Raw genomic sequence first — 21,727 nt, 5'->3', positions numbered from 1 at the left:
GCTTGCGATACAAATAAGCCGGAACAGTTAAGCTCCGGCCTACTCTACAGCTAATTAGAATGCCCAGTTTCCGTTTCGAAAAATAGGTTCCATAGTTCCATCTGCCAATTCTCCATCAATATCCATTTCAGCTGATCCAATCATAAAGTCTACATGAGTAATACTGATGTTTACACCATTTTTAGCTAATTCTTCTTCATTCATCTCTTTGCCTCCTTCGAGACAAAAAGCATAGCCTGAGCCAATAGCTAAGTGATTGGAAGCATTCTCATCAAAGAGCGTATTATAAAATAATATATCCGTATCGGATATAGGAGATTGATGAGGTACTAATGCAACTTCCCCAAGGTAACGTGCTCCAACATCAGAATCAATAAGATTCCTAAGGACTTCTTCTCCTGTTTCAGCCTTTACATCCACTATTCTTCCTTTTTCAAACGTTAACGAAAAGTTATTAATGACATTGCCGCCATAGCTTAAAGGCTTCGTACTTGTAACCGTTCCATTTACACCTTCTTTATAAGGAACTGTGAAAACTTCCTCCGTTGGCATATTGGCCATAAATGGTACACCTTGGCTATTCACACTTCCTGCTCCGCACCACTCATGCTTATCGGATAGTTCAATCGTTAAATCCGTTCCAGGAGCTTTATAATGAAGAGCTTTATATTTTTTTGAATTTAAATAATCTGCTTTTGTTCGCAAGGTCTCATCATGCTCTTTCCACGCCGCGACTGGATCTTCACTATCAACGCGGACAGCTTTAAAGATAGCATCCCAAAGCAAATCGACACTGTTTTCTGACTCAGGGAAAATTTTATCTGCCCAATCCTTTCCGGCGGCAGCTGTTACACACCAGCTCACTTTATCAGATTGTGTGGCTTGTCTAAATTTATTTAATGCTGTCCCTGCTGCTTTTTGGAAGTTAGCAATTCGTTTTGGATCAATACCTTTTAGTAAATCAGGACTTTGAGAAGTAATAGATAAGAAGGCCCCTCCCTTTTCTACCAAAGTCTCACGTTGAGCTACAATCCATTCAGGAAATTCATTAAAGGCTTCATCGGGAGCCAATTCATATTTAATACGGCTAACTTCCTCATCCCCCCAATCCACATATACATGTTTGGCACCAGCTTCGTATGCATGTTTGACAACTTTTCGTGTTAAGGGTGCTGATTCTATTGAGGATGAAATAATTAATATTTGTTCATTTTGAATATTGACGCCAACTTTCACAATCAATTCTGCATATTTGTCTAATTTTTGCTCAAAATTCATTATTTCCAGCTCCTTTAAAACATCATTCCCATTCGTTACTATTTTACCACGGCCTTTTAAAAAGAACAGATGAAGAGATTTTCTCTTCCAAAAATTATAAAAACAGTAGACATTTCCTTATGTTCTTTTGCCAGTTCATCGAAAAAAATAGTGTCGTCGTACTTTTTCTGTATAATATCCTTCATCTTAATCATTACACTAAATCACCCGGCTATGGAGTGATTTAGTGTAATGATTATATTTTGTCTCGATTACCATTACTCTTCTAGAGATGTCTAACATCACTTTGTACTGCTGCCTTCTTCATCAGTAACAGGACTTTTCTTTGTCTCTTGCTTGATCATATGCAAGAAATTCTCCACTGTTTTTGCCAAGTATCTTTCTTTTGACCATATAACACCCACCGTGGATGTTAAATCTTGTTCTTCAAGCTGATAGCTATATAACTGGTGCATGTCATATGTCTTTACAACCGATTCCGGCACGACGGTGACCCCGAATCCTTGCTTTACTAATTCGAGTAATAGCTTGATGTCTGAGCATTCACTCTTTACAACAGGCTTTATGTGCAGTCGCGAAAATTCACTGACGATCATTTTATAGATTCCCAGTCCTTCATTGCTTGGCAGAATCAATGGTTTCTTACTAATACTCTTTAATGAAACAATCGGGTTGGGACCCTCTATTTTTTTATCCGTCAAATAAACAAATGGCTCCGTTTTAATGGGCAATATATTCACTTCATGAGATTCAATTGGAAAAATTACATATCCAATGTCAAGTAGCCCGTCCTTAATCATTTTTGTCAGTTCCACAGAATTACCTTGATAAATGGTGTAATAAACATTGGGATATTTTTGATGAAAGTCATTCAGATAACCAGCCAATTGATGATCAGAAAAGGTGTTTACTCCTATGCGGAGATTACCGCTTAATCCCTCCACCATTTCTTTCGTTTCCGTTATCATTTCTTCAAACACTCGGATGATATCTACAGCTTTTTGATAGAGTGAGACTCCAGTCTGAGTTAATTCAAGCGTGTTTCCTTTCCTATTAAAAAGGATTACTTCCAATTCTTCTTCCATCTTCTTCAGTTGTTGACTGAGGGGCGGTTGGGCCATATGCAATCGTTTTGCCGCTCTAGTAATTTGTTTTTCTTCCGCAATCGCCACAAAATAACGTAACTGCTTAATATCCATTTCCTTGCCCTCATTTCTACAGTTATATCAAAAAGATATACTCATAATACAAAATAAATATTTTTCATATACTTAGCACAATGATAGCATAGGAAGGTAGCTTTTTAAAAAGGAGAACGACACACGATGGAAAAATTATTTAAATTGGATGCTCACGGTACAACAATAAAACGTGAAATCCTCGCTGGCTTTATATCTTTTATCACCATTGTTTACATCATAATTGTCAATTCTAAAATCTTATCAGAAGCCGGTATTCCATATGACGCAGCTATGATTGGCACTATACTTACCTGCGTATTCGGCTGCATTATAATGGGACTGTGGAGCAATTCTCCCATCATTCTCGTCCCGGGAATGGGGATTAATGCGATGTTTACGTATACAATCGTAATCAATGGCGGCTATAGCTGGCAGGAAGCTCTTGGAATTGTTTTTCTTTCAGGCGTGTTTTTTATGCTCATTGCTTTTACGCCATTGGCTAAAAAAATTATTGATGCAATCCCGCATTCCTTAAAAGTAGGAATTACTGTTGGGATCGGAATTCTATTAATGTTTATCGGTTTCGAGCAAAGCGGAATTATCGTTTCCTCCCCTGAAACGATGGTTGCTCTTGGAGACTTAACAAATGCAGAAACCTTGTTAACCATTCTTGGTCTTATAATTACCTTTATTTTATTTACTCGTAATGTCCCAGGGAATCTTCTAATCAGTGTTGCTATCATTACCATTCTGGCCATTATCCTTGGAGTCGTAAACCTTGATGGATTTGAATGGACACAACCATCATTCAGTGCGTATAAAGAAGTTTTTGGAGCTATGTCATTTAACAATTTCTTCTCAGTTGGTTTTCTGTTAACTGCTTTTTCACTAGCAATGGTTGTAACCTTTGAAAATATTGGTTTGATTCATGCGCATAATGCATCTATCAAACAGCCTGAAAAAAATAATAAAGCTCTTAAGGCTAATGCTGTATCCGTCCTTACATGCGGAATATTCGGTTCAAGCCCTACTGTTGCCACTGTCGAAACAGCAGCTGGAATCACAGCAGGCGGACGAACAGGATTAACAGCTGTCACAACAGGTTTATTCTTTTTAGTTTCACTGTTTTTAATACCGGTTATAAAAATCATTCCGAATGCGGCTATATCCCCCATCTTAATTTTAATAGGGGCATTGATGATCCAAAATATTGCGGAAATTGATAATGACTTAACCGAGAGTTTTCCTGCTTTATTGGTCATTGTTTTAATACCATTGACATTCAGCATTGCAAATGGAATGGCTATTGGTTTCATCGCTTATCCATTGATCAAGTTATTTTTAGGTAAAAAACGCGAAGTTTCTGCTCCGCTTTATATTATCGCTCTATTATTCACACTCAATTTTGTCTTTCAATATACTTCAATTTAATGAATAAGCCGGACAGGCTATCCAAGCACCTGTCCGGCTTATTATTTCCTATTAAATATTGAATGAATGAATAATATAGGAAAGAAGGCCAGTTTACAAATAAGATGTAAACTGGCCTTCTTCTATTCAGGGAAGTATGGATTTAAATGTATGAGAACTTCTTCTACATGATCGAATTTTTTCATCAGAGCGTACTTTATCTCCCTGGAAAGATCATGACCTTCCTTAATCGTTTTATCCTGGTCGATTGAGATACGAATATCCATCATGATGTAATGGCCATGCTCCCGTGCCCTAATGCGATCAATCCGTCTGACTTCCTTAAAACTAAGGATGACGGATTCGAATTCCTTCATCATTTCCGGTTGTACATTGCGTTCAATCAAGATGTGAAAAGCTTCTGTTAACATTTCTTTTGCAATCTTGAATATTAGAAAGGCAACAAATATACTTGCCACTTTATCTCCATACATGAGAAAGAGAATTCCTAGTTTATCGCCAAGATATGATACTAATATCCCGATTGCAGCAGCCAGAGAAGCAACAATGTCTGCCTGGTGATCGTAAGCCACTGCTTCGATGGCTTTACTGTTTACCCGTTTGCCAACATTCATTGAATATCGGAATAAACATTCTTTCGCAACATATGAAAATAAAGCAACCCAGAAGGCAATCATACTTGGCGTTTCAACAGGATGGAAAAACCCTGCTATACCTTCGTACACAATATATACTGATACTAATAATAACAAGATTCCAATAACTCCGGAAACGATTACCTCAGCTTTACCATGTCCATATGGATGCTCCGTATCAGCCGGTTTATTTGAAACTTTTAGTACCAATAATACGATAACCGCCGCAAAAACATCAGCTGCCGAGTGAATCCCATCTGCAAATAACGCATCACTGCTTGCAACTATCCCAATTGCGATCTTCCCAAAAGTCAGAATTATATTGCTCCAAATACTAATCCAGGCAACCCTTTTTGCCATCGACTCTCTAAGTTCCAAAATAATTCACCCCATACTTATTACACTTATATAGAAAACCTTCTATGAAAAGTGTAAAAAAAGTTAGCAATACCATACGCAAAATAATATTTTATCTTTTTCATGAAAGACACTCAACATATTTAGCTTGCCCCAAAAAAAAGAGATAGCTTTTGCTATCTTTAAAAGTATCTCTTTTTCCAAAAAATAATGGTTGTGATTGACGATAATAGTAAGGCAACACAAATCACACCTATAAACGCATAAGGGTTATTTTGAAAAGGTAAATTAACATTCATTCCATATATACTGGCTACTATAGTAGGGAATGACAGAATAATTGTTATGGAAGTTAAAAACTTCATCACTATGTTCAGGTTATTTGAAATAACGGAAGCAAATGTATTCATCATACTTGTTAAAATAGAGTGATATGTTTCTGCCATCTCAATCGCCTGGGTGTTTTCAATAATAACATCTTCTAAAAGATCCTTGTCTTCTTCATACATTTTTAAATGATTTAATCGCAAAAGCTTTTGCAAAACAATTTTATTTGATTTTAAGGACGTGGTGAAATACACCAAACTTTTTTCTAACGAAAGGAATGCATATAACTCTTCATTTTTCATGGACTGATGCAATTCTTTTTCAATATCGTCCGTTTTACGGTTAATTTGTTTCAAGTATCTTAAATAATAGCTGGAAATATGAAATAAAATTTGTAGAGCAAACCGTGTTTTTTTATACGTATAGAATCCCTTCATTTTTTTATTAATGAAGTCAGTAATAATTGGATTCTCAATAAGCGAGATAGTGATAAAACACTCATCGGTTACAATCAGACCAATTGGAAGAGTTTCATAAAGTGGAAATCCTCCATCATCATACGTAATATAGGGAAAGTCCACAATAATTAATATATGATTGTCTTCTCTTTCAAGCCGCGAACGTTCTTCATCATCCAGCGGGTCTTTAATAAAATCTTCAGGTATATCCAAACGATCCGAAATTAACTTAATTTCACTTTCGCTGGGGGCAACCATGTTTACCCAGCATCCTTTTTTTAATTCATCTATCTTTTGTAATTTACTAGTTGTATCTGAAATATAATATTCTAACATAATTTAACCTCCTCTCATTATGAGGAAGCAACAACTCTTTTTAAAGGAATGACGATTATCTTTCCCCACCTATTATAAAAAGTACTGTTGGTTTCCTCAGGCAAGCTCGTGTCTGGGTCACCCGAATCGTAGTTACTCAATAATCTCAACTCCTTTGCGGATAGTTATGCCTCTTACATCTTATACCTAACATTCAAAGCTGTGCAATGGGAATTTAATGATTCATGAAAAAAGAAGAACACAGGAGTCTTGCTATACTTCTTTATCAATCGTGAGCATTTATATTAGATGATCCTTCACTGTTCATCTTTCAACATTTTTTAGTGAAACTCTTCCTCCAATCTTTTTATAAAAAGGTAGATTTCCATTCTTCATTCCTTTTTCCCTACCCTTCCTTATTATTTTCATAACATTATTTAAAGATATAATAGGATGGGAGCACCTATTTGTTGATCTAGTTGTGAAAAAAAACAAAGCATCCCCTTTATCATACCTGAGGGATGCTCTGTTCAACTATTTGTTATTTCTATACTCTTTTTCCGTCCCGTCATTAAATGTAATATCCACATCAATCACCTGATAATTATTATCTAATTCAAACGCTGAAATAACTTTGGACAGAACATCATCTTGTGATGTATTAGCATCAATATCTAACTTTTTAAATATTGGGTCTAAGCGATCAACGGCATCATTGCCTTTTACTCTCTCGTTATTGAGATCATCTTCAATCGAAGCTTCTACCCCTTCGTTATCATTTTCGTAGCTAGCTTCATATTCTTTATTATTGTCATATTTCACTTCGATATCGAATTCTCTAAAAGAGTAATCTGATTCTTTCGTGCCAGAATTATTAGTACCTGTGTTATTATCTGTTGCTGTATCATTCTTATTGTTTTCTGTTGATTGATTGTCATTTGTTTGTTTATTTGTTTGCCCGCCATCATCATTATTGCAACCAGCTGCAAAGATCATGAGTACACACATACAAAGGATAAGTGATAATTTCTTCATCTTGATTTCCTCCTAAGTTGTATTTATGTAGCATTTATTTTAGTAATCCCCCATTTCAACAAAAAATACACCTCTTCTTTTCTTTTTCATGAAAGATAGTACTTCCATCCTTGATACAAGTTAATCCACCCTACCCATTAGGTAAAATAGAATGAGATTAATTTCTGTATATTGGAAACTAAAGTGAGGGTAAGACCTTTGTCCTTGGGGTATATAGGATTATGGCAGATATCAGAACTAAACAAGGAGGTTTATAGAATGTTGTATACATATCGTAAAATAATCTTGTCGATTTGGATTATTTTCACTCTGGCACTGGGGTTCTTTGCTCTTAAAATGCCCGGAATTCTTCAAGGCAGCGGTTTTGAGATGGAACAGTCCTCCTATGCTAAAACGAACGAATTATTAGAAGAAAAATTTGACCAATCAGCTTCTCCCTATATTATCTTATTTGAGAATAAGGAGAATCTGAAAGAAAAAGATTTTAAACAAAAAATTAATACTGTATTAAATGATGTAAATGAAATTGACGGGATAAGCTCAATTGAGTCACCTTTAGAGAATAAATCACAATATAAAAAGGAGATAGCCTATGCCTCTATCTCTTTTGATGAAGACAAACATGAACCGAAAGATTATATTAAAGCTCTAAAACAGAAAATAAGTGATCAGGATGTTTTGATTTCTTTGACAGGCACTCATGTTATTGAAGAGGATATGAACAAGGCTTCTCAGAATGATTTAAAAAATGCTGAGATGATTGGAATTCCGGTTGCCATGGTTGTATTGTTACTGGCTTTTGGAGGGCTCGTCGCTGCCTCCATCCCGCTTATGACTGGAATTGTTGCAGTTGTCTCTTCTATGGGAATCATCTATTTTATAGGGACTAGTGTGAATCTCTCTGTATTTGTTCTGAATGTCGTTCCCATGATTGGGCTAGCTGTCAGCATCGATTTTGCGCTTCTTTATATCCATCGATTCAGAGAAGAAATTGAACATCATGAAGTTAGGAAAGCGGTAAGCATTACAAATAGAACCGCTGGCAAAGCAATTGCTTTTTCGGGAACATGCGTAGTTCTCGGGCTTTCCGGAATGTTTTTCATTGATATTGATATATTCCGCAGTATCGCAGTCGGCGGTATCGCAGCTGTTTTCATTTCCGTGATTTCAGCCCTCACCTTCCTTCCAGCTCTATTAGGAATTATCGGCAAAAACATCAACAAAGCTATGATTCTAAAAACAAAAGCGAACTCTGACAGTAAATGGAGGAAATTCGCAAACTTTGTAATGAAGCGCCCAGTAATTACAGCCTTGACTGCCTTACTCATTTTAATTGTTGTCGCAACGCCTATTCGTAATATCGATTTAGAAATACCAGATGCTGAATCATTACCATCTGACAGTCAAACAAGAATTGCCTATGAGAAATTCGAAGACTCTTTCCTTCCAAGTGATCAGTCGAATGTACCGATTGTTATGGAAGCAAAAAATCAAGAGGACATATTATCAAAGGAATCCCTTGAGAATATAGAAACCTTTATAAATAAACTAAAGGAAGATGAACTTGTCGATGAGGTTGATTCAATTTTTACTTATACAAATACAAAATCAGCAGATGAGTTATATCAAACCTTACAATCTGAAGAGGCTAGTGAAAAATTGGCTCCAGTTCTCGAAAAATTAGTGAACGAAGATACTACCCATATAACCGTCAAACTTGATGCTGCATACAAAACTGCCGAAGCTAAGGATTGGGTTCGAGAGGCAGAGAATCGTGACATTCATCCAGAGCTGACTCATACGATTGGCGGTCAGGCTAAATTTACACAGGAAATTTTCGATGAAATACTGGAGCAGGTTCCTAAGGGTTTATTACTGACTATTGTGGCTACCTACTTCATTTTATTAATCGCATTCAGGTCCGTACTCATACCGTTTAAAGCCATTCTGATGAATATCTTATCCCTTGGGGCTGCATTTGGGATCATTGTATGGATGTTCCAATATGGGAATTTAGGAGTTGATCCTAATCCAATTGCCCTGATGATTCCGATTTTAACGTTTGCGATTGTTTTTGGATTAAGTATGGATTATGAAGTCTTTTTAATCTCGCGTATCCAGGAAATATATTTAAAAACTGGAGATAACGATAAAGCAACCCTTGAAGGTTTAACATCAACAAGCAAAATTATTACCTCGGCTGCTGCCATTATGATTGCCGTTACTGGCGCCTTTGCCTTCACAGATATTGTACCGGTCAAACAAATTGGGGTCGGCGTAGCGTTGGCTATCTTTATTGATGCCACTCTCGTTCGTATGGTCCTTGTTCCTTCGCTCATGAAACTGCTGGGTAAATGGAATTGGTGGTTCCCTGGACAGAAAAAAACAAAAAAAAGCATTGATTAAATAAACATCAGACTCGCACCCTTGCCCACTATACATTAAAATTTAACTGAAAGGATTTACCAATTTGGAGGTGTCCCACAATGAACAACCATGAAATTGATTACAAAATTTATGGCGACGATATGCAATTTGTAGAAGTGGAACTGGATCCGAAAGAAACTGTAGTAGCTGAAGCTGGCAGCTTAATGATGATGGATGACCAAATTCAAATGGAAACCATTTTTGGAGACGGTTCTTCTTCTCAATCAGGAATGATGGGCAAATTATTCAGTGCTGGAAAAAGAGTTCTGACTGGTGAAAATTTATTCATGACAACTTTTACGAATGAAGGAACTGAGAAAAAACATGTATCATTTGCAGCTCCCTATCCTGGAAAGATTGTGCCTTTGGATTTAAGTGAATTGGATGGAAAAGTAATTTGCCAAAAGGATTCCTTTTTGGCAGCTGCCAAAGGTGTATCAGTAGGTATCGAGTTTCAGAAAAAAATAGGGGCTGGCTTTTTTGGCGGGGAAGGCTTTATCATGCAAAAACTTGAGGGTGATGGCCTGGCTTTCGTGCATGCAGGAGGTACTCTTCATCAAAAAGTATTGGCTCCAGGAGAAAAAATACGGGTGGATACTGGCTGTATCGTTGCCATGACTAGAGATGTCGATTACGATATTGAATTTGCCAAAGGAATTAAAACTGCCTTATTTGGCGGGGAAGGCTTATTCTTTGCCACACTGCAAGGTCCAGGAACAGTTTGGGTGCAATCACTTCCCTTCAGTCGCCTTGCAAGCAGAGTATTTTCTGCTATGCCTTCAAGAGGCGGATCAAGCGATGAAGGAAGTATGGCAAAAGGACTTTTTGATATGTTTAATGGGAAATAAAGAAATAGCAGTATAGGAGCCCAATAGAATTTTTCTATTGGGCTTTTTGTAATTATTTTTTATTTATTTTGAATAATATGGTAATTTAAATTAGAGGAATAATTAATGGATTACTTACTTCGAGAATTACAATTGCCCTTTAAACAATCTCCCTTTCTTCTGTCCTTAGTCTTTAAAGTACACATTTAGGAAGTAAAATTACAACCGTGCTCCAGCCTTTCCTTGTTCCAAAATAAACTAGTTTACCTATAGTAAGGGGTGAAGTGGTGATGTCCATTTATTCCTTATTCTTTATGATTACCCTTCCTGTCCCTGTCACTGATACATTTAGAAGTTTAATGTGTTATAATTATATTAATATAATAAATTTTCTGAAAAGGTGATGAGTTATGAGTATCTTGAATAAGTTTCGTCCTACCAATCCCACTGAAGAACTTCTTTTCAAAGCACTTGATGCTGATGAAAATACTGATACGGAAACAATCATCCAACTTTTAGAAGCCGCCTTACAATCAGTCACAGATAAAATGCCGAAGAGGGTAAGTAAGATGCTATTCCCTGCAACAATTCTTTTGGCTGACCAATATATAGAAGTAAATAATCTGCAAAAAGCCAGAGAAACATTTAAATCTGCCTTATCACTGGCTAAAACAGATATGGATAAAATGCATGTGCATGAAGCTCTTGGAAAGATGGAGTACTTACTAAGTGATTATGAAAAATCAGCAAGCCATTATCTTAAATCATTGCATTACGCCTCTAAACACACACCTGAAGATGCGATGAAAACCGTTCATTCCCATTTATTGCATCAACTCGGCCATGTATTACTTGATAACCATCGCACCATTACAGAGGAACAAAAGAAGCAAGCAGATGAATATCAAAAATATTTGCTGAATCAGCCAAATGCCTATAACTTAACGAAATTAAATTTTTATCGGGACATTGGGATGGATTGGTGGAAGGAATTCCATCTATTTAACAATTAAATAAGCCAGACTAAATATCGTCATTACAGTCTACTTGGATTTTTATCGAGATGATTAAATTGTCTCGTCGCCTTGAATTCAGTTTTGAATGGTCAGTTGTTTCCAGTACTCTTAAAATGGAATTTTTAACCTACCCCTCGAATCGAGTATAATAATAGGGCAGGAAAAAAGTAGAGAAGGCTGGTTAATATTGATGATTTTACTTGAGAAGGAATTTTGGAAATTCAATATAGTTGGAATCGTTAATACGATTAACTATTATATCTTGTATTTAATATTTAAAGAGGCTGTTCAGATGGACTATCTATATGCCCATTTATTTGGTTTCTTTATTAGTATGATTGGCTCCTTTTACCTGAATTCCTTTTTTACATATCAGACAAAACCAACTTTAAAAAAATTTCTAAAATTCCCGTTAACCTATGCCGTGAATATTACAGTGTCAACCCTTGCCATTTATATTCTGGTTCAGTTACTTTCTATACATGAGAATATTGCTCCGGTAATTGCTACAATCACTGCAATTCCATTTACCTTTGTCATATCAAAAATGATTCTTGCCAAGGATTAAATCGATTTGTATTATCCTGAATAATGACTTGGATTTTAAAGCATCATTACAATTCTTTTTTGGCATTTTAAATAAAATAATCCTATAAAAGCAAATACACCGCTTTTATAGGATTCTATTCTCAGAAGCTTTTACTGATGTTGCGTATGGATGAATTTTATATTTCTTGTATCAGCGCCTACCAGTAATAAGGAGTGGGTACTCATTTTTCCACTCGCTAATTTCTTTACTCCATTCAAAAACATCCCATCGGTAATGGCCGTTGCAGAGAAAAGGCAATCATCTGTGCGGACAATTTCATCCAACTCAAAAATTTGGGTTGGATTTTCAATTCCCATCTTTATGCAGCGATCATATTCTACTTGATTCATCGGTACTAGCTGTCCTTGGAAATCCCCACCGAGACATTTTAGTGCTGTCGCCGTGATGACACCCTCTGGAGCTCCACCTGTACCTACAAGCATATCAATCTCCATTCCATCGATTCCGGTTGCTATAGCACCTGTAATATCTACATCAGAGAATAACTTCAACTTCGCACCAATTTCGAGAACTTCTGCCATTAATGTATTATGCCGGTCACGGTCCTGAATCATAATGGTTAGTTCTTTTACGTCTTTCCCCAGTGCTTTCGCAACTGACCTCATATTATCTTTTAAGGAGGCATTCAGATCAATACACCCTTTTGCACCTGGCCCAACAGCCATCTTTTTCATATACATATCAGGAGCATGAAGCAGACTTCCACTTTTCGCAGCAGCCAGCACAGCCATTGAATGATTTTTCCCTTTAGACATTAAAGTGGTCCCTTCCACTGGGTCAACCGCAATATCAATTGCCGGGCCAATGCCGCTTCCAAGCATTTCATTTATATAAAGCATCGGTGCTTCATCCATTTCACCTTCACCAATTACGACTCTTCCACACATATCAATTGTGTTCAAATGGTGCCTCATCGCCTTTGTCCCTGCACCATCCGCTTCGATTTTATTTCCTTTTCCTATCCAGGGATATGAAGCAATGGCTGCCTGTTGTGTAACATGCAGTAACTCTTCCGCAATTTGCTGTACGGTGTGTTTCTTACTCGTATACTTGGTGAATACCATAATCAACTTCCCTCGTTTAATAGTATATTTACACCTATCCATTTTAGAATCCATCTATGCCAATAAACAAGTTCATAATTTTGGTAATACTATTGCGAACAGGAATGGATCTGATTGTGAAGGAACACCATTTTCTGCATACAATAATAAAGACAGCTATCTTTACAGATAACTGTCCTATCACTTAATATTCACTTAAGAATTGATCAACTAATTTAATATAATTTTCTTTTGGGTAACCCATATAAAGTCCTGAAGCCAATCTTACTGCATCTCCAAAGAAAAATCTCTCATAAAGAGATTGCCTCGTTCCAAAGGCACTCATGGACATATCCCATGCCAACCGAAAAATCTTCACTTTTTCTTCAGCTCCAACAATTGCTCCCTGTAAATATAGATCAAGATCCGCTCCAACTTCTGACGAAAAATCCGCTTCTGTTGGAATGGCCATAAGCCCACTTGCTCCGATTAATTGCAGGATTTCTATACATCTTGGATACAAACGAGCAAATAATAAAATGGCTGCCTGCAACGGATTCGCATCGGGTACCACTGTTCCCCACTTATCTACTTTAGCATTCAACTCTGATGCCAAGAGCAAAGCCTTTAAAGATTCCAAGCCTACATATATTTCACTGATTTTTTCATGTATATGCTGATACTCCCCCACCTGTATGGAGTCGATCATCTTTTGGGCAACCCCCATAATCATTTCCAACTTGATGATTCTTCTACTTGTAACCTGATGGACTGCCAGTAGATGCCAGCTACTTTCCAGATAAATTTTTTCAGCTATGTTAGGATTCTCATAAAACAGTACTCTCTCCCAAGGAACCAGCACCTCATCAAACACAACAATTGAGTCTACTTCATCAAATCGGGAACCAAGCGGATGATCATAAGCCGAATCCCGATAGCTAAACGGTTCTCTGCCTATAAATTTCAATCCTGGCGTGTTGCTTGGTATAGAAAACCCATAGGCCAAGTCTTTATTATGTCCGGCGCCATTTGCAGGAAAGACAAGTATTTCATCCGTAATTCCACCCTGTGTAGCTAAAAGCCTGGCACCATTTATAACAATCCCATCATCTTTTATTCCTGTAGTCTGTGCTGATATCGTCTGTGTGAAATTTTCAATGTAATAAGATGAGCGATTTACTTGTGGATTGATAAATGTATGAGTGAATGTTAAATCCTGCTCGCGTGCATTCTCAAATATCGTAAGCATGTTTTTGGTGAAACGTTCATCCTGCTCTGAAAAAATAGTCGCTGCAGATGTAAAGGCCATCATCACCGTATTCATATAATCAGGTGATCTTCCCAAAAATCCACCATTCGATTTAGCCCATATTTGTGTCATTAATCTTCTTTTTTCTAAATCCTCTTTGGTTTTTGGTTCCAAGAAAGAAGTTCCAACCAGATTACCAGTAACAGGTGAGCGAAATGTCATGATATCCTTATTGGATTCCTTTAACTGTAAATCATATAACCCAGCCTGACTCTTCATGACTCCTTTAAAAGCTTGATGTTCAGAAATTTTTCCATTCACTTTTTTTCCATCTATCCATATCACAGCATGAAGATCATCTATTTTTTTAATGTATTCTGATCCAGATCGTACCGGCATATCACAACCACCCTTATTTAATCAGATACACTAGACTATGAACATACCTATCCAATATATGTTCAATTGTCTATAAAATATCCAAAGGGCTTGCTTTTCATTTCAAATGTATAAGGTGCGTTACCCTTTACCTGCCTGGAAACCTGGATATTGTGTCATTCCACCATCCACAAATAAACTTAATCCTGTTACATAGCTTGCCTCCTTCGATGCAAGCCATACTGCACAAGCCGCAACTTCTTCAGGCTTACCGATATATCCCATAGGAATGAGTTCAAGGACTTGCTGCTTTGCTTTTGGATCATTGAATTTTTCTTCATTAATTGGTGTATTGATGGCTCCCGGACAAATATTATTTACGCGAATTCCTTTTGGTGCATATTCTAAAGCAAGAGTTTCACTCATCAATTTCACTCCGCCCTTACTAGCTGCATAGTGAACAAAATGAGGCCACGGAATCTGCTCATGAACAGATGACATATTAATGACAGAACCTTTTATTTGATGGTCAATCATATACTTGATAGCTTCTCTGCTTCCTAAAAAACACCCAGTAAGATTAGTAGAAATAACTTTATTCCAGTCTTCCAAGCTTAATTCATGTGAAGGTACTTCATTTTCCATCCCGGCATTATTAATCATGACATCAAGCGTGCCAAACGCCTCCACGGTTTCTTTTATTAATCTCTTAACATCCTCTTCTTTCGAAATATCCGCTTGAACAGTAATTGCATCCCCACCACATTCTTTAATCTTTCGAACGATTTCATCTAAATCCTTTTTAGTCGATCGATAATTAACAACTACTTTCGCTTTTTCTTCCCCAAAACGGATAGCCATAGCTTTTCCAAGCCCTTTACTTGCTCCCGTTATAACGACAACCTTACCTTCTAAATCTTTATACATTGTTGTTTCTCCTCTCAACTATTATTTTTTCGTATATCCTAATAAAACTCCTCCGGCAATAACAAGGAAACATCCCGCAATTACCATGATTATTCTTTTCTTACTTTTTTTCTCTCCTAATAAGAATATCCCGCCAAGAGTAGAGATTACGATACCTGTTTGAGATAATGAATAACTCGTAGCTACACCGATTTTTGGCACTGAAAGGAGAAGCGCAATATTACCTGTAGCCCAAACAAGGCCAGATAGCATATTACGAATCGAATACTTATTAAATGCACGCTTCCAAAATGATATTAAAAGACCGACAGATAGCATCCCTGTTGCCTGTGGAAGTATAGCTGACCACCCATCAATTTCATACCATCTTATTATGACAACATAGCCTATATATCCTAAAGACGATAATATCAACGTAATCATGCCTTTTTTAAACTGGCTTCCTTCTTCATCGCTATCATTACCAACTGAATTAAGAACCACGCCAGCAATTAAACAGCAAAGAGCGACTATTCCAATGGTAATTTGAGTCTTTGTACTCCATTCATTAAAAACTATAAACCCAAATAGAGAAGTACCGATTAATTGCATACCCGTTGATATTGGGACTGTTTTAGAAACACCTATATACTTGACGCTTATAAACTGACCTGTTTGTCCGATTGCCCACAATCCACCTGAGATTATACCGACAATCCAAACCGTTCTATTAAACTCTGGATCAGAGAAAAACAGCATAATAATAGCAAAGAAAAATGCTCCCATTGTAATCCCCAATGTTTGACTATATGGGTTACCACCAAGTTTCACACTAATTAATACTAAACTGCCCCAACATACTGCAGCTATTAACGCTAACAAAATTCCTGACATATTTATCCCACTTTCTACCCTTAAAGTATCTTTTTACTTATGTATTGATATAAAATACCCCTATTTATCTATCAGAAAACGTTAAGCTGATTTTGCAAATTACTCGCTTACTGCTAAACGCTGCTATATAGTAAAAAACTTTAGAAAATCTAAATAATCTTTTGTTAAATCTCGAAATCAATTGCTTTGTCATGAGTTATTTTTATTTCAAGAAGAAATTTAGTTTTAAATAGAAAGTAGTAAATTTAGTTTTAGTAACGGGAATGATTATTATTAGCTTTAATCCGTGGAATTCGTTCAGCCATCAAAAAAAGCCGAGGTAATCTTCTTTTTTAAAATATAAATCATTACAGAATTTGAATATTCATTATTTTCAAAATTAATATTGCAATATTATTGGAATGGTATAAAATTACATAATGGGAAATAGGAGGGTTTATGCATGGGGTTTAAACAGTTTCACCGTACGATTAAAATACGGATTATAGAGTCTTTTTTAAGTACAGCCATTGGAGGTATGGTTTTTCCATTTATGGCGATCTATTTATCTTCACATTTTGGGGTAAAAAAAGCAGGGCTCTTATTACTGATTAATGTGTTTGTCGGAATAGCCATTAATTTCTTCGGCGGATATTTTTCGGATAGTTTTGGCAGAAAAAAATTAATAGTCTTTGCTGAGTCCCTGCGGTTTTTGGCATTCCTGACTATGATGATTTGTAATTCACCTTGGTTTACAGAACCACTAATCACTTTCTTAATGATGACCGTCAATAGTATTTGCTGGGGCTTAGCCGGACCGGCAAATCAAGCAATGTTGATTGATGTCAGCCGCCCGGAGGAACGTAAATCGATGTATACGATCATGTATTGGGCGAACAATCTTTCCATTGCCTTTGGCGGAGCCATTGGCGGCTTTATGTTTAGAGAATACTTCTTTGAATTACTCCTCGCTCTATCTTTTGCTTCATTAATGGCATGGACCTTGATTACATTCTTTATTGATGAAAGCTACATACCTGACAGAACTGACAAGAAAACATCAACCCAGCATGTTAAACAATTATTCTTAAATTATTATTCTGTTTTCCAAGATAAGATTTTTGTCCTTTACGTATTAGCAGGTGTCTTTGTTCTATCTATGGAATTTCAATTAACAAACTATATGAGCATTAGACTGTCTGAAAATCTGCCTATTCAAAACTTATTCGGACTTGAATTTGGCGGAATCGAAATGGTTGGATTCCTGCGTACAGAGAATACGATTCTCGTCGTCATATTGGCCCTATATGCCACAAGAATTATATCAAATTTAAACGATAAAAATGTATTAATCACTAGCTGTATCATCTTTGTGGCTGGTTATGCCGTGATTTCTTACTCCAATAATATCTGGCTTCTATTCGGAGCAATGCTTATCGCAACTATTGCTGAAGTATTACGTGTGCCTGTCCAGCAAAATTATATGGCTAATTTACCGCCTGAACATGCAAGGGGCTCCTATTTAGCAGTAAATGGTATGACCTATAATGTCTCTAATTTAATTTGTTCTCTAACCATTACACTAAGTGCCTATCTTTCTGATCTAGCTACTTCCATTTTTATTACGGGCATTGGTGTAGCCGGCATTCTAATCTTCATTAGAATCATTCCAGCTTTGGATCACAGAATTCATCCTGAAACTGAGTCGGCTAACAAGGCATCGATGAGCATAACAGAATAATTGCAGAACTAACCCGTCTACAACAATAACTGGATTTTTCCTTCTTGAGACACAGACTTTTCATTTTCATTATGTTAAAAAAGCTCAGAGCCTATGTCACTGAGCTTTTTATCTGTCCAAGATAGTAAAATGAACTATTTATTCAATTAAGTCATCCATGAGAGATTGTACACGTTTTTTTCTTTTTTCGGTTTCATTTAAATCATGCTCATAGTTTCCACCCTTTTCAATTAGTACATCTCCAGCCTTAACATCACTGGGTAATTTGCCTATTTCAATATCTACCATGCTTTTATCAGATTTCTCGCAGACTGCCAAATGGCCTTTGAATCGATTAATAATTAACCTCATCTCATGTTCCTCCCTTATTTAGCTATTTTGAGTGGTATATGTACATCGGTCTTACTGAATAGAAAAAACAACGACTAGCTAGTACTTGATGGTGGGCATGGCTGGATTATGCTTGAGTTTGGCTGGATTCGTGGTGACTTCGGCTGGATTTTTCCTGTTATCCGCTCTATTCCCTTCCACTTCAGCTCTATTCCGCTCTCCTATGCTACACTTCTTATTTGTCTTTTTAATAAAAGACTCACATTTATCCCTGAAAGATGCGTTTGGTTGGATTATGCTTGAGTTTGGCTGGATTCGTGGTGACTTCGGCTGGATTTTTCCTGTTATCCGCTCTATTCCCTTCCACTTCAGCTCTATTCCGCTCTCCTATGCTACACTTCTTATTTGTCTTTTTAATAAAAGACTCACATTTATCCCTGAAAGATGCGTTTGGTTGGATTATGCTTGAGTTTGGCTGGATTTGTGGCGATTTCGGCTGGATTTTTCCTGTTATCTGCTCTATTCCCTTCCACCTCGGCTCTATTCCACTCTCCTATGCTACACTTCTTATTTGTCTTTATAATATTAGACTCACATTTATCCCTGAAAGATGCAATTGGTTGGATTATGCTTGAGTTTGGCTGGATTCGTGGCGATTTCGGCTGGATTTTTCCTGTTATCCGCTCTATTCCCTTCCACCTCGGCTCTATTCCACTCTCCTATGCTACACTTCTTATTTGTCTTTTTAATAAAGTACTCACATTTATCCCTGAAAGATGCGATTGGTTGGATAATGCTTGAGTTTGGCTGGATTTGTGGCGACTTCGGCTGGATTTTTCCTGTTATCCGCTCTATTCCCTTCCACCTCGGCTCTATTCCACTCTCCTATGCTACACTTCTTATTTGTCTTTATAATAATAGACTCACATTTATCCCTGAAAGATGCGATTGGTTGGATTATGCTTGAGTTTGGCTGGATTCGTGGCGACTTCGGCTGGATTTTTCCTGTTATCCGCTCTATTCCCTTCCACTTCAGCTCTATTCCGCCTATTCATATTAGATTTCACAAGAAATACAAAAATTATAGTTTAATTAAATGATATGATTATTCCAACCTCATCTGGAAAGGAACGATTCCAATGATTCTAAAAAGCAGAGAAATACCGGAGAAAATGAAGAAACTTGAAGCATTACTTAAACGATTACCCACTGCTCATTCGCAGCGAACGAAAGTAGAAAGGGATCTTGCCAGAATAACCTCTGGATACAAAGGAGAAGGTGCTTTAGATTACTATTTAAGTTTCCTCGATGAAAAAACGTACTCTATTCTTCACAATGTTCGACTCTCAACCAAAACATATTTCTTCCAAATAGATACTCTACTTCTTACTCCATCTTTTATTCTAATCATTGAAGTAAAAAATATATCTGGAACTATTCTAATTGACCCTGTATTTAGACAGCTTATCCGTACAATGAATGGCACAGAAGAATACTTCCCGCACCCAGAAGATCAAGCTTATCATCAAAGATTTCAATTACTGAATTGGTTTCAACACCATAAAATAGCATTCCCACCGATTGAACTACTAGTCGTATTTACTAATCAAAACTGTATTTTAAAAAACAGTTCATTTCCTCAGAATAATCAATCCTCCTCTATTATTCGTACAACAAGTCTTTTGAGCAGAATTGAACAATTTAAAAGTAAATACTCAAAAGAACAACTTACCAAAAAGGAAATCCGTAAAATAGCATCTCTTATTAATAAACATCATGTATCTCCTACTCTTGATATTCTGCCTAGCTATCAAATTGAACGAAAGGAACTCATATTTGGTGTTCAATGCCCTGAATGTACCTATTTTTATATGGTACGAAAGCAAAGAAAATGGTATTGCACTCATTGTGGGACAATTTCAATACATGCACATCAGCAAGCCCTACAAGATTACGCACTTATCATAGGACCATTGATATCTAATAAAGATATAAGAGAATTTTTATGCATCTCCTCCACCTCAATTGCAAGAAAAATTATGCAATCTTCTAATATCCCTTCTATTGGTACAACGAAAGACAGACAATACCAGTTAGAACCATTGCCTGAAGAATTTTATCCTCATGATTAGAAATAAGTACATATAAGCGAAAAAAAGAAAGACAGACTATCCTCATCCGTCTCATCAATTTCTATTCCTTAATAATATTAAAATAATTTCATCCTTTAAATTTCCCGGGCAATAAAAAAGGTTTCTAAGTTCCATACAGACTTTTTATAGGTTATTTTCAATCCTGCTCTTTCCATATTATTTTTGACTGGTACTGTCGAATTTTGCTTGTTAATCATCTCAAGTTCTTGAAATTCAGAAATAGATTGAATCAGTTTCACAAATAAAACAAGGGACTTCCATTTGTGGGTGTCCCTTCACGTTAATTCCTTAATATATATGCTACCTTATCAATAGCTTCTTGCATTTTTCGACTATTTTTCAAGTACATCTGTTTGGCTTCCTGATCATCGGTTGAATGGGCAAATAATTCTAAATCTGCCTGACATTTTTTCATTGTGGCATATAAAAGTGGTTTCTCCTGAAGAGAGGGTACCTTAATTTTGTCATCGAATAAATCTATGGTTAAATCGCCATAAGCATTTATTTGCCCTAAAAACACATTATCCAATGACATATCCATTTTTGCTAGTTCATTATGTACCCAAGAACGGCTTTTTCCAATGCTTACAAGTGGTTCGTCTAGGATAACACCGTCCATAATAACCGTTCTTGTCTCTTTTTCCTTTGGCACCTTTATGTTCATATCCTTTGGTGTTAGTGGTCTGTTTTCTCTTTTTAAAAGGACATTCAATGTTCCATTTGCCTCTAACACTGCGTATTCTACTTCTGCAATGTCGAAAACACCATTTTTACGTAACATTTCTAAAAATTCATCAGCAGTTACTTTCTCTTTTTTTAAATTATTCTCCAGAACCTTACCATCCTCCATAATAACTGTACCTTTCCCATCAACAATATCACGGAATTTTTTGCTTCTAAGAGTGATATGATTTGAGGCATAAGGAATGGCTGCTGTGGCAACTATGGCAAGGATGCCTAGATGGATTTTTTGGTCAAGACCCGTTACAACTTCGGCACCGATATTCCCTATCGTTATTCCGGTAACATACTCAAACATAGATAATTGAGCTATTTGCTTTTTCCCAAGTATTTTGGTGATCACGAATAAAATTAGCAAAAAAAGTACAGATCTTACTATGACATCTAACCAATCAGGCATTTTCAATTCACATCCT

The 21,727-nt window shown here is 36.6% G+C and carries 20 protein-coding genes; 9 read left to right on the top strand and 11 right to left on the bottom strand.

Annotated features, from left to right (window positions below; translation table 11 throughout):
• Window positions 1-54 precede the first annotated feature (54 nt).
• The gene (locus tag AC4G3L_RS07770) at window positions 55-1,281 is read right to left on the bottom strand and encodes an aminopeptidase (protein ID WP_491077167.1); all 1,227 of its coding nucleotides are present in this window, start codon (window positions 1,279-1,281) and stop codon (window positions 55-57) included.
• A gap of 278 nt (window positions 1,282-1,559) precedes the next feature.
• The gene (locus tag AC4G3L_RS07765; protein ID WP_491076388.1) at window positions 1,560-2,477 is read right to left on the bottom strand and encodes a LysR family transcriptional regulator; all 918 of its coding nucleotides are present in this window, start codon (window positions 2,475-2,477) and stop codon (window positions 1,560-1,562) included.
• A 126-nt stretch (window positions 2,478-2,603) separates the two neighbouring features.
• On the opposite strand from AC4G3L_RS07765, the gene AC4G3L_RS07760 reads away from it, so the two are divergent.
• Window positions 2,604-3,890 (top strand): NCS2 family permease, encoded by a 1,287-nt coding sequence (locus AC4G3L_RS07760; RefSeq protein WP_491076387.1) that lies wholly within the window; start codon window positions 2,604-2,606, stop codon window positions 3,888-3,890.
• Window positions 3,891-4,012: 122 nt separating this feature from the next.
• Here AC4G3L_RS07760 and AC4G3L_RS07755 read toward each other — a convergent pair whose 3' ends face one another.
• The 3 genes from AC4G3L_RS07755 to AC4G3L_RS07745 form a co-directional block, all read right to left on the bottom strand.
• Window positions 4,013-4,906, bottom strand: a complete 894-nt coding sequence (locus AC4G3L_RS07755; protein ID WP_491077166.1) for a cation diffusion facilitator family transporter — start codon at window positions 4,904-4,906, stop codon at window positions 4,013-4,015.
• A gap of 158 nt (window positions 4,907-5,064) precedes the next feature.
• Window positions 5,065-6,003 carry a magnesium transporter CorA family protein gene (locus AC4G3L_RS07750; RefSeq protein ID WP_491076386.1) on the bottom strand — a complete coding sequence of 313 codons (939 nt, stop codon included), beginning with the start codon at window positions 6,001-6,003 and terminating at the stop codon, window positions 5,065-5,067.
• 513 nt (window positions 6,004-6,516) lie between these two features.
• Window positions 6,517-7,017, bottom strand: a complete 501-nt coding sequence (locus AC4G3L_RS07745) for a YusW family protein (RefSeq protein ID WP_491076385.1) — start codon at window positions 7,015-7,017, stop codon at window positions 6,517-6,519.
• A 258-nt stretch (window positions 7,018-7,275) separates the two neighbouring features.
• Between AC4G3L_RS07745 and AC4G3L_RS07740 the strand changes: the two genes are divergently transcribed.
• The 4 genes from AC4G3L_RS07740 to AC4G3L_RS07725 all read left to right on the top strand — a co-directional run bounded on the left by AC4G3L_RS07740 (window position 7,276) and on the right by AC4G3L_RS07725 (window position 11,855).
• Window positions 7,276-9,423 carry an MMPL family transporter gene (locus tag AC4G3L_RS07740; protein WP_491076384.1) on the top strand — a complete coding sequence of 716 codons (2,148 nt, stop codon included), beginning with the start codon at window positions 7,276-7,278 and terminating at the stop codon, window positions 9,421-9,423.
• Window positions 9,424-9,503: 80 nt separating this feature from the next.
• Window positions 9,504-10,292 carry a TIGR00266 family protein gene (locus tag AC4G3L_RS07735; protein WP_491076383.1) on the top strand — a complete coding sequence of 263 codons (789 nt, stop codon included), beginning with the start codon at window positions 9,504-9,506 and terminating at the stop codon, window positions 10,290-10,292.
• Between the two features lie 389 nt (window positions 10,293-10,681).
• Window positions 10,682-11,284 (top strand): hypothetical protein, encoded by a 603-nt coding sequence (locus tag AC4G3L_RS07730; RefSeq protein WP_491076382.1) that lies wholly within the window; start codon window positions 10,682-10,684, stop codon window positions 11,282-11,284.
• Window positions 11,285-11,477: 193 nt separating this feature from the next.
• Window positions 11,478-11,855 carry a GtrA family protein gene (locus tag AC4G3L_RS07725; RefSeq protein WP_491077165.1) on the top strand — a complete coding sequence of 126 codons (378 nt, stop codon included), beginning with the start codon at window positions 11,478-11,480 and terminating at the stop codon, window positions 11,853-11,855.
• A gap of 131 nt (window positions 11,856-11,986) precedes the next feature.
• Here AC4G3L_RS07725 and glpX read toward each other — a convergent pair whose 3' ends face one another.
• The 4 genes from glpX to AC4G3L_RS07705 form a co-directional block, all read right to left on the bottom strand.
• Window positions 11,987-12,961, bottom strand: coding sequence for a class II fructose-bisphosphatase (gene glpX, locus AC4G3L_RS07720; protein ID WP_491076381.1), 975 nt, complete (start codon window positions 12,959-12,961; stop codon window positions 11,987-11,989).
• A 184-nt stretch (window positions 12,962-13,145) separates the two neighbouring features.
• Window positions 13,146-14,588 carry a 4-hydroxyphenylacetate 3-monooxygenase, oxygenase component gene (hpaB, locus tag AC4G3L_RS07715; RefSeq protein WP_491076380.1) on the bottom strand — a complete coding sequence of 481 codons (1,443 nt, stop codon included), beginning with the start codon at window positions 14,586-14,588 and terminating at the stop codon, window positions 13,146-13,148.
• Between the two features lie 120 nt (window positions 14,589-14,708).
• Complete coding sequence (locus AC4G3L_RS07710) at window positions 14,709-15,494, bottom strand: glucose 1-dehydrogenase (RefSeq protein WP_491076379.1); 786 nt, start codon at window positions 15,492-15,494, stop codon at window positions 14,709-14,711.
• 21 nt (window positions 15,495-15,515) lie between these two features.
• Complete coding sequence (locus AC4G3L_RS07705) at window positions 15,516-16,367, bottom strand: GRP family sugar transporter (RefSeq protein WP_491076378.1); 852 nt, start codon at window positions 16,365-16,367, stop codon at window positions 15,516-15,518.
• A gap of 442 nt (window positions 16,368-16,809) precedes the next feature.
• Here AC4G3L_RS07705 and AC4G3L_RS07700 point away from each other — a divergent pair, with 442 nt between their 5' ends.
• A complete protein-coding gene (locus AC4G3L_RS07700) occupies window positions 16,810-18,087 on the top strand; it encodes an MDR family MFS transporter (RefSeq protein ID WP_491076377.1) in 1,278 nt (425 codons plus the stop codon).
• 138 nt (window positions 18,088-18,225) lie between these two features.
• Here AC4G3L_RS07700 and AC4G3L_RS07695 read toward each other — a convergent pair whose 3' ends face one another.
• Entirely contained in the window at window positions 18,226-18,438 is a 213-nt protein-coding gene (locus tag AC4G3L_RS07695) for a DUF3006 domain-containing protein (protein ID WP_491076376.1), read from the bottom strand.
• 97 nt (window positions 18,439-18,535) lie between these two features.
• Between AC4G3L_RS07695 and AC4G3L_RS07690 the strand changes: the two genes are divergently transcribed.
• From AC4G3L_RS07690 to AC4G3L_RS07680, 3 genes are all read left to right on the top strand, one after another.
• Window positions 18,536-18,886 (top strand): hypothetical protein, encoded by a 351-nt coding sequence (locus tag AC4G3L_RS07690; protein WP_491076375.1) that lies wholly within the window; start codon window positions 18,536-18,538, stop codon window positions 18,884-18,886.
• Window positions 18,887-18,888: 2 nt separating this feature from the next.
• Window positions 18,889-19,218: a hypothetical protein gene (locus AC4G3L_RS07685; RefSeq protein ID WP_491076374.1), complete on the top strand. Its 330-nt coding sequence runs from the start codon at window positions 18,889-18,891 to the stop codon at window positions 19,216-19,218.
• A 338-nt stretch (window positions 19,219-19,556) separates the two neighbouring features.
• Window positions 19,557-20,549, top strand: coding sequence for a nuclease-related domain-containing protein (locus AC4G3L_RS07680; protein WP_491076373.1), 993 nt, complete (start codon window positions 19,557-19,559; stop codon window positions 20,547-20,549).
• Between the two features lie 301 nt (window positions 20,550-20,850).
• On the opposite strand, the gene AC4G3L_RS07675 is transcribed toward AC4G3L_RS07680, so the two are convergent.
• A complete protein-coding gene (locus tag AC4G3L_RS07675) occupies window positions 20,851-21,711 on the bottom strand; it encodes a DUF421 domain-containing protein (RefSeq protein WP_491076372.1) in 861 nt (286 codons plus the stop codon).
• Window positions 21,712-21,727 lie beyond the last annotated feature (16 nt).

The organism is Bacillus sp. z33 (assembly GCF_058313615.1).
The sequence above is the reverse complement of the archived record's forward strand: the minus strand, read 5'-3'. Positions and strand labels throughout refer to the sequence as shown.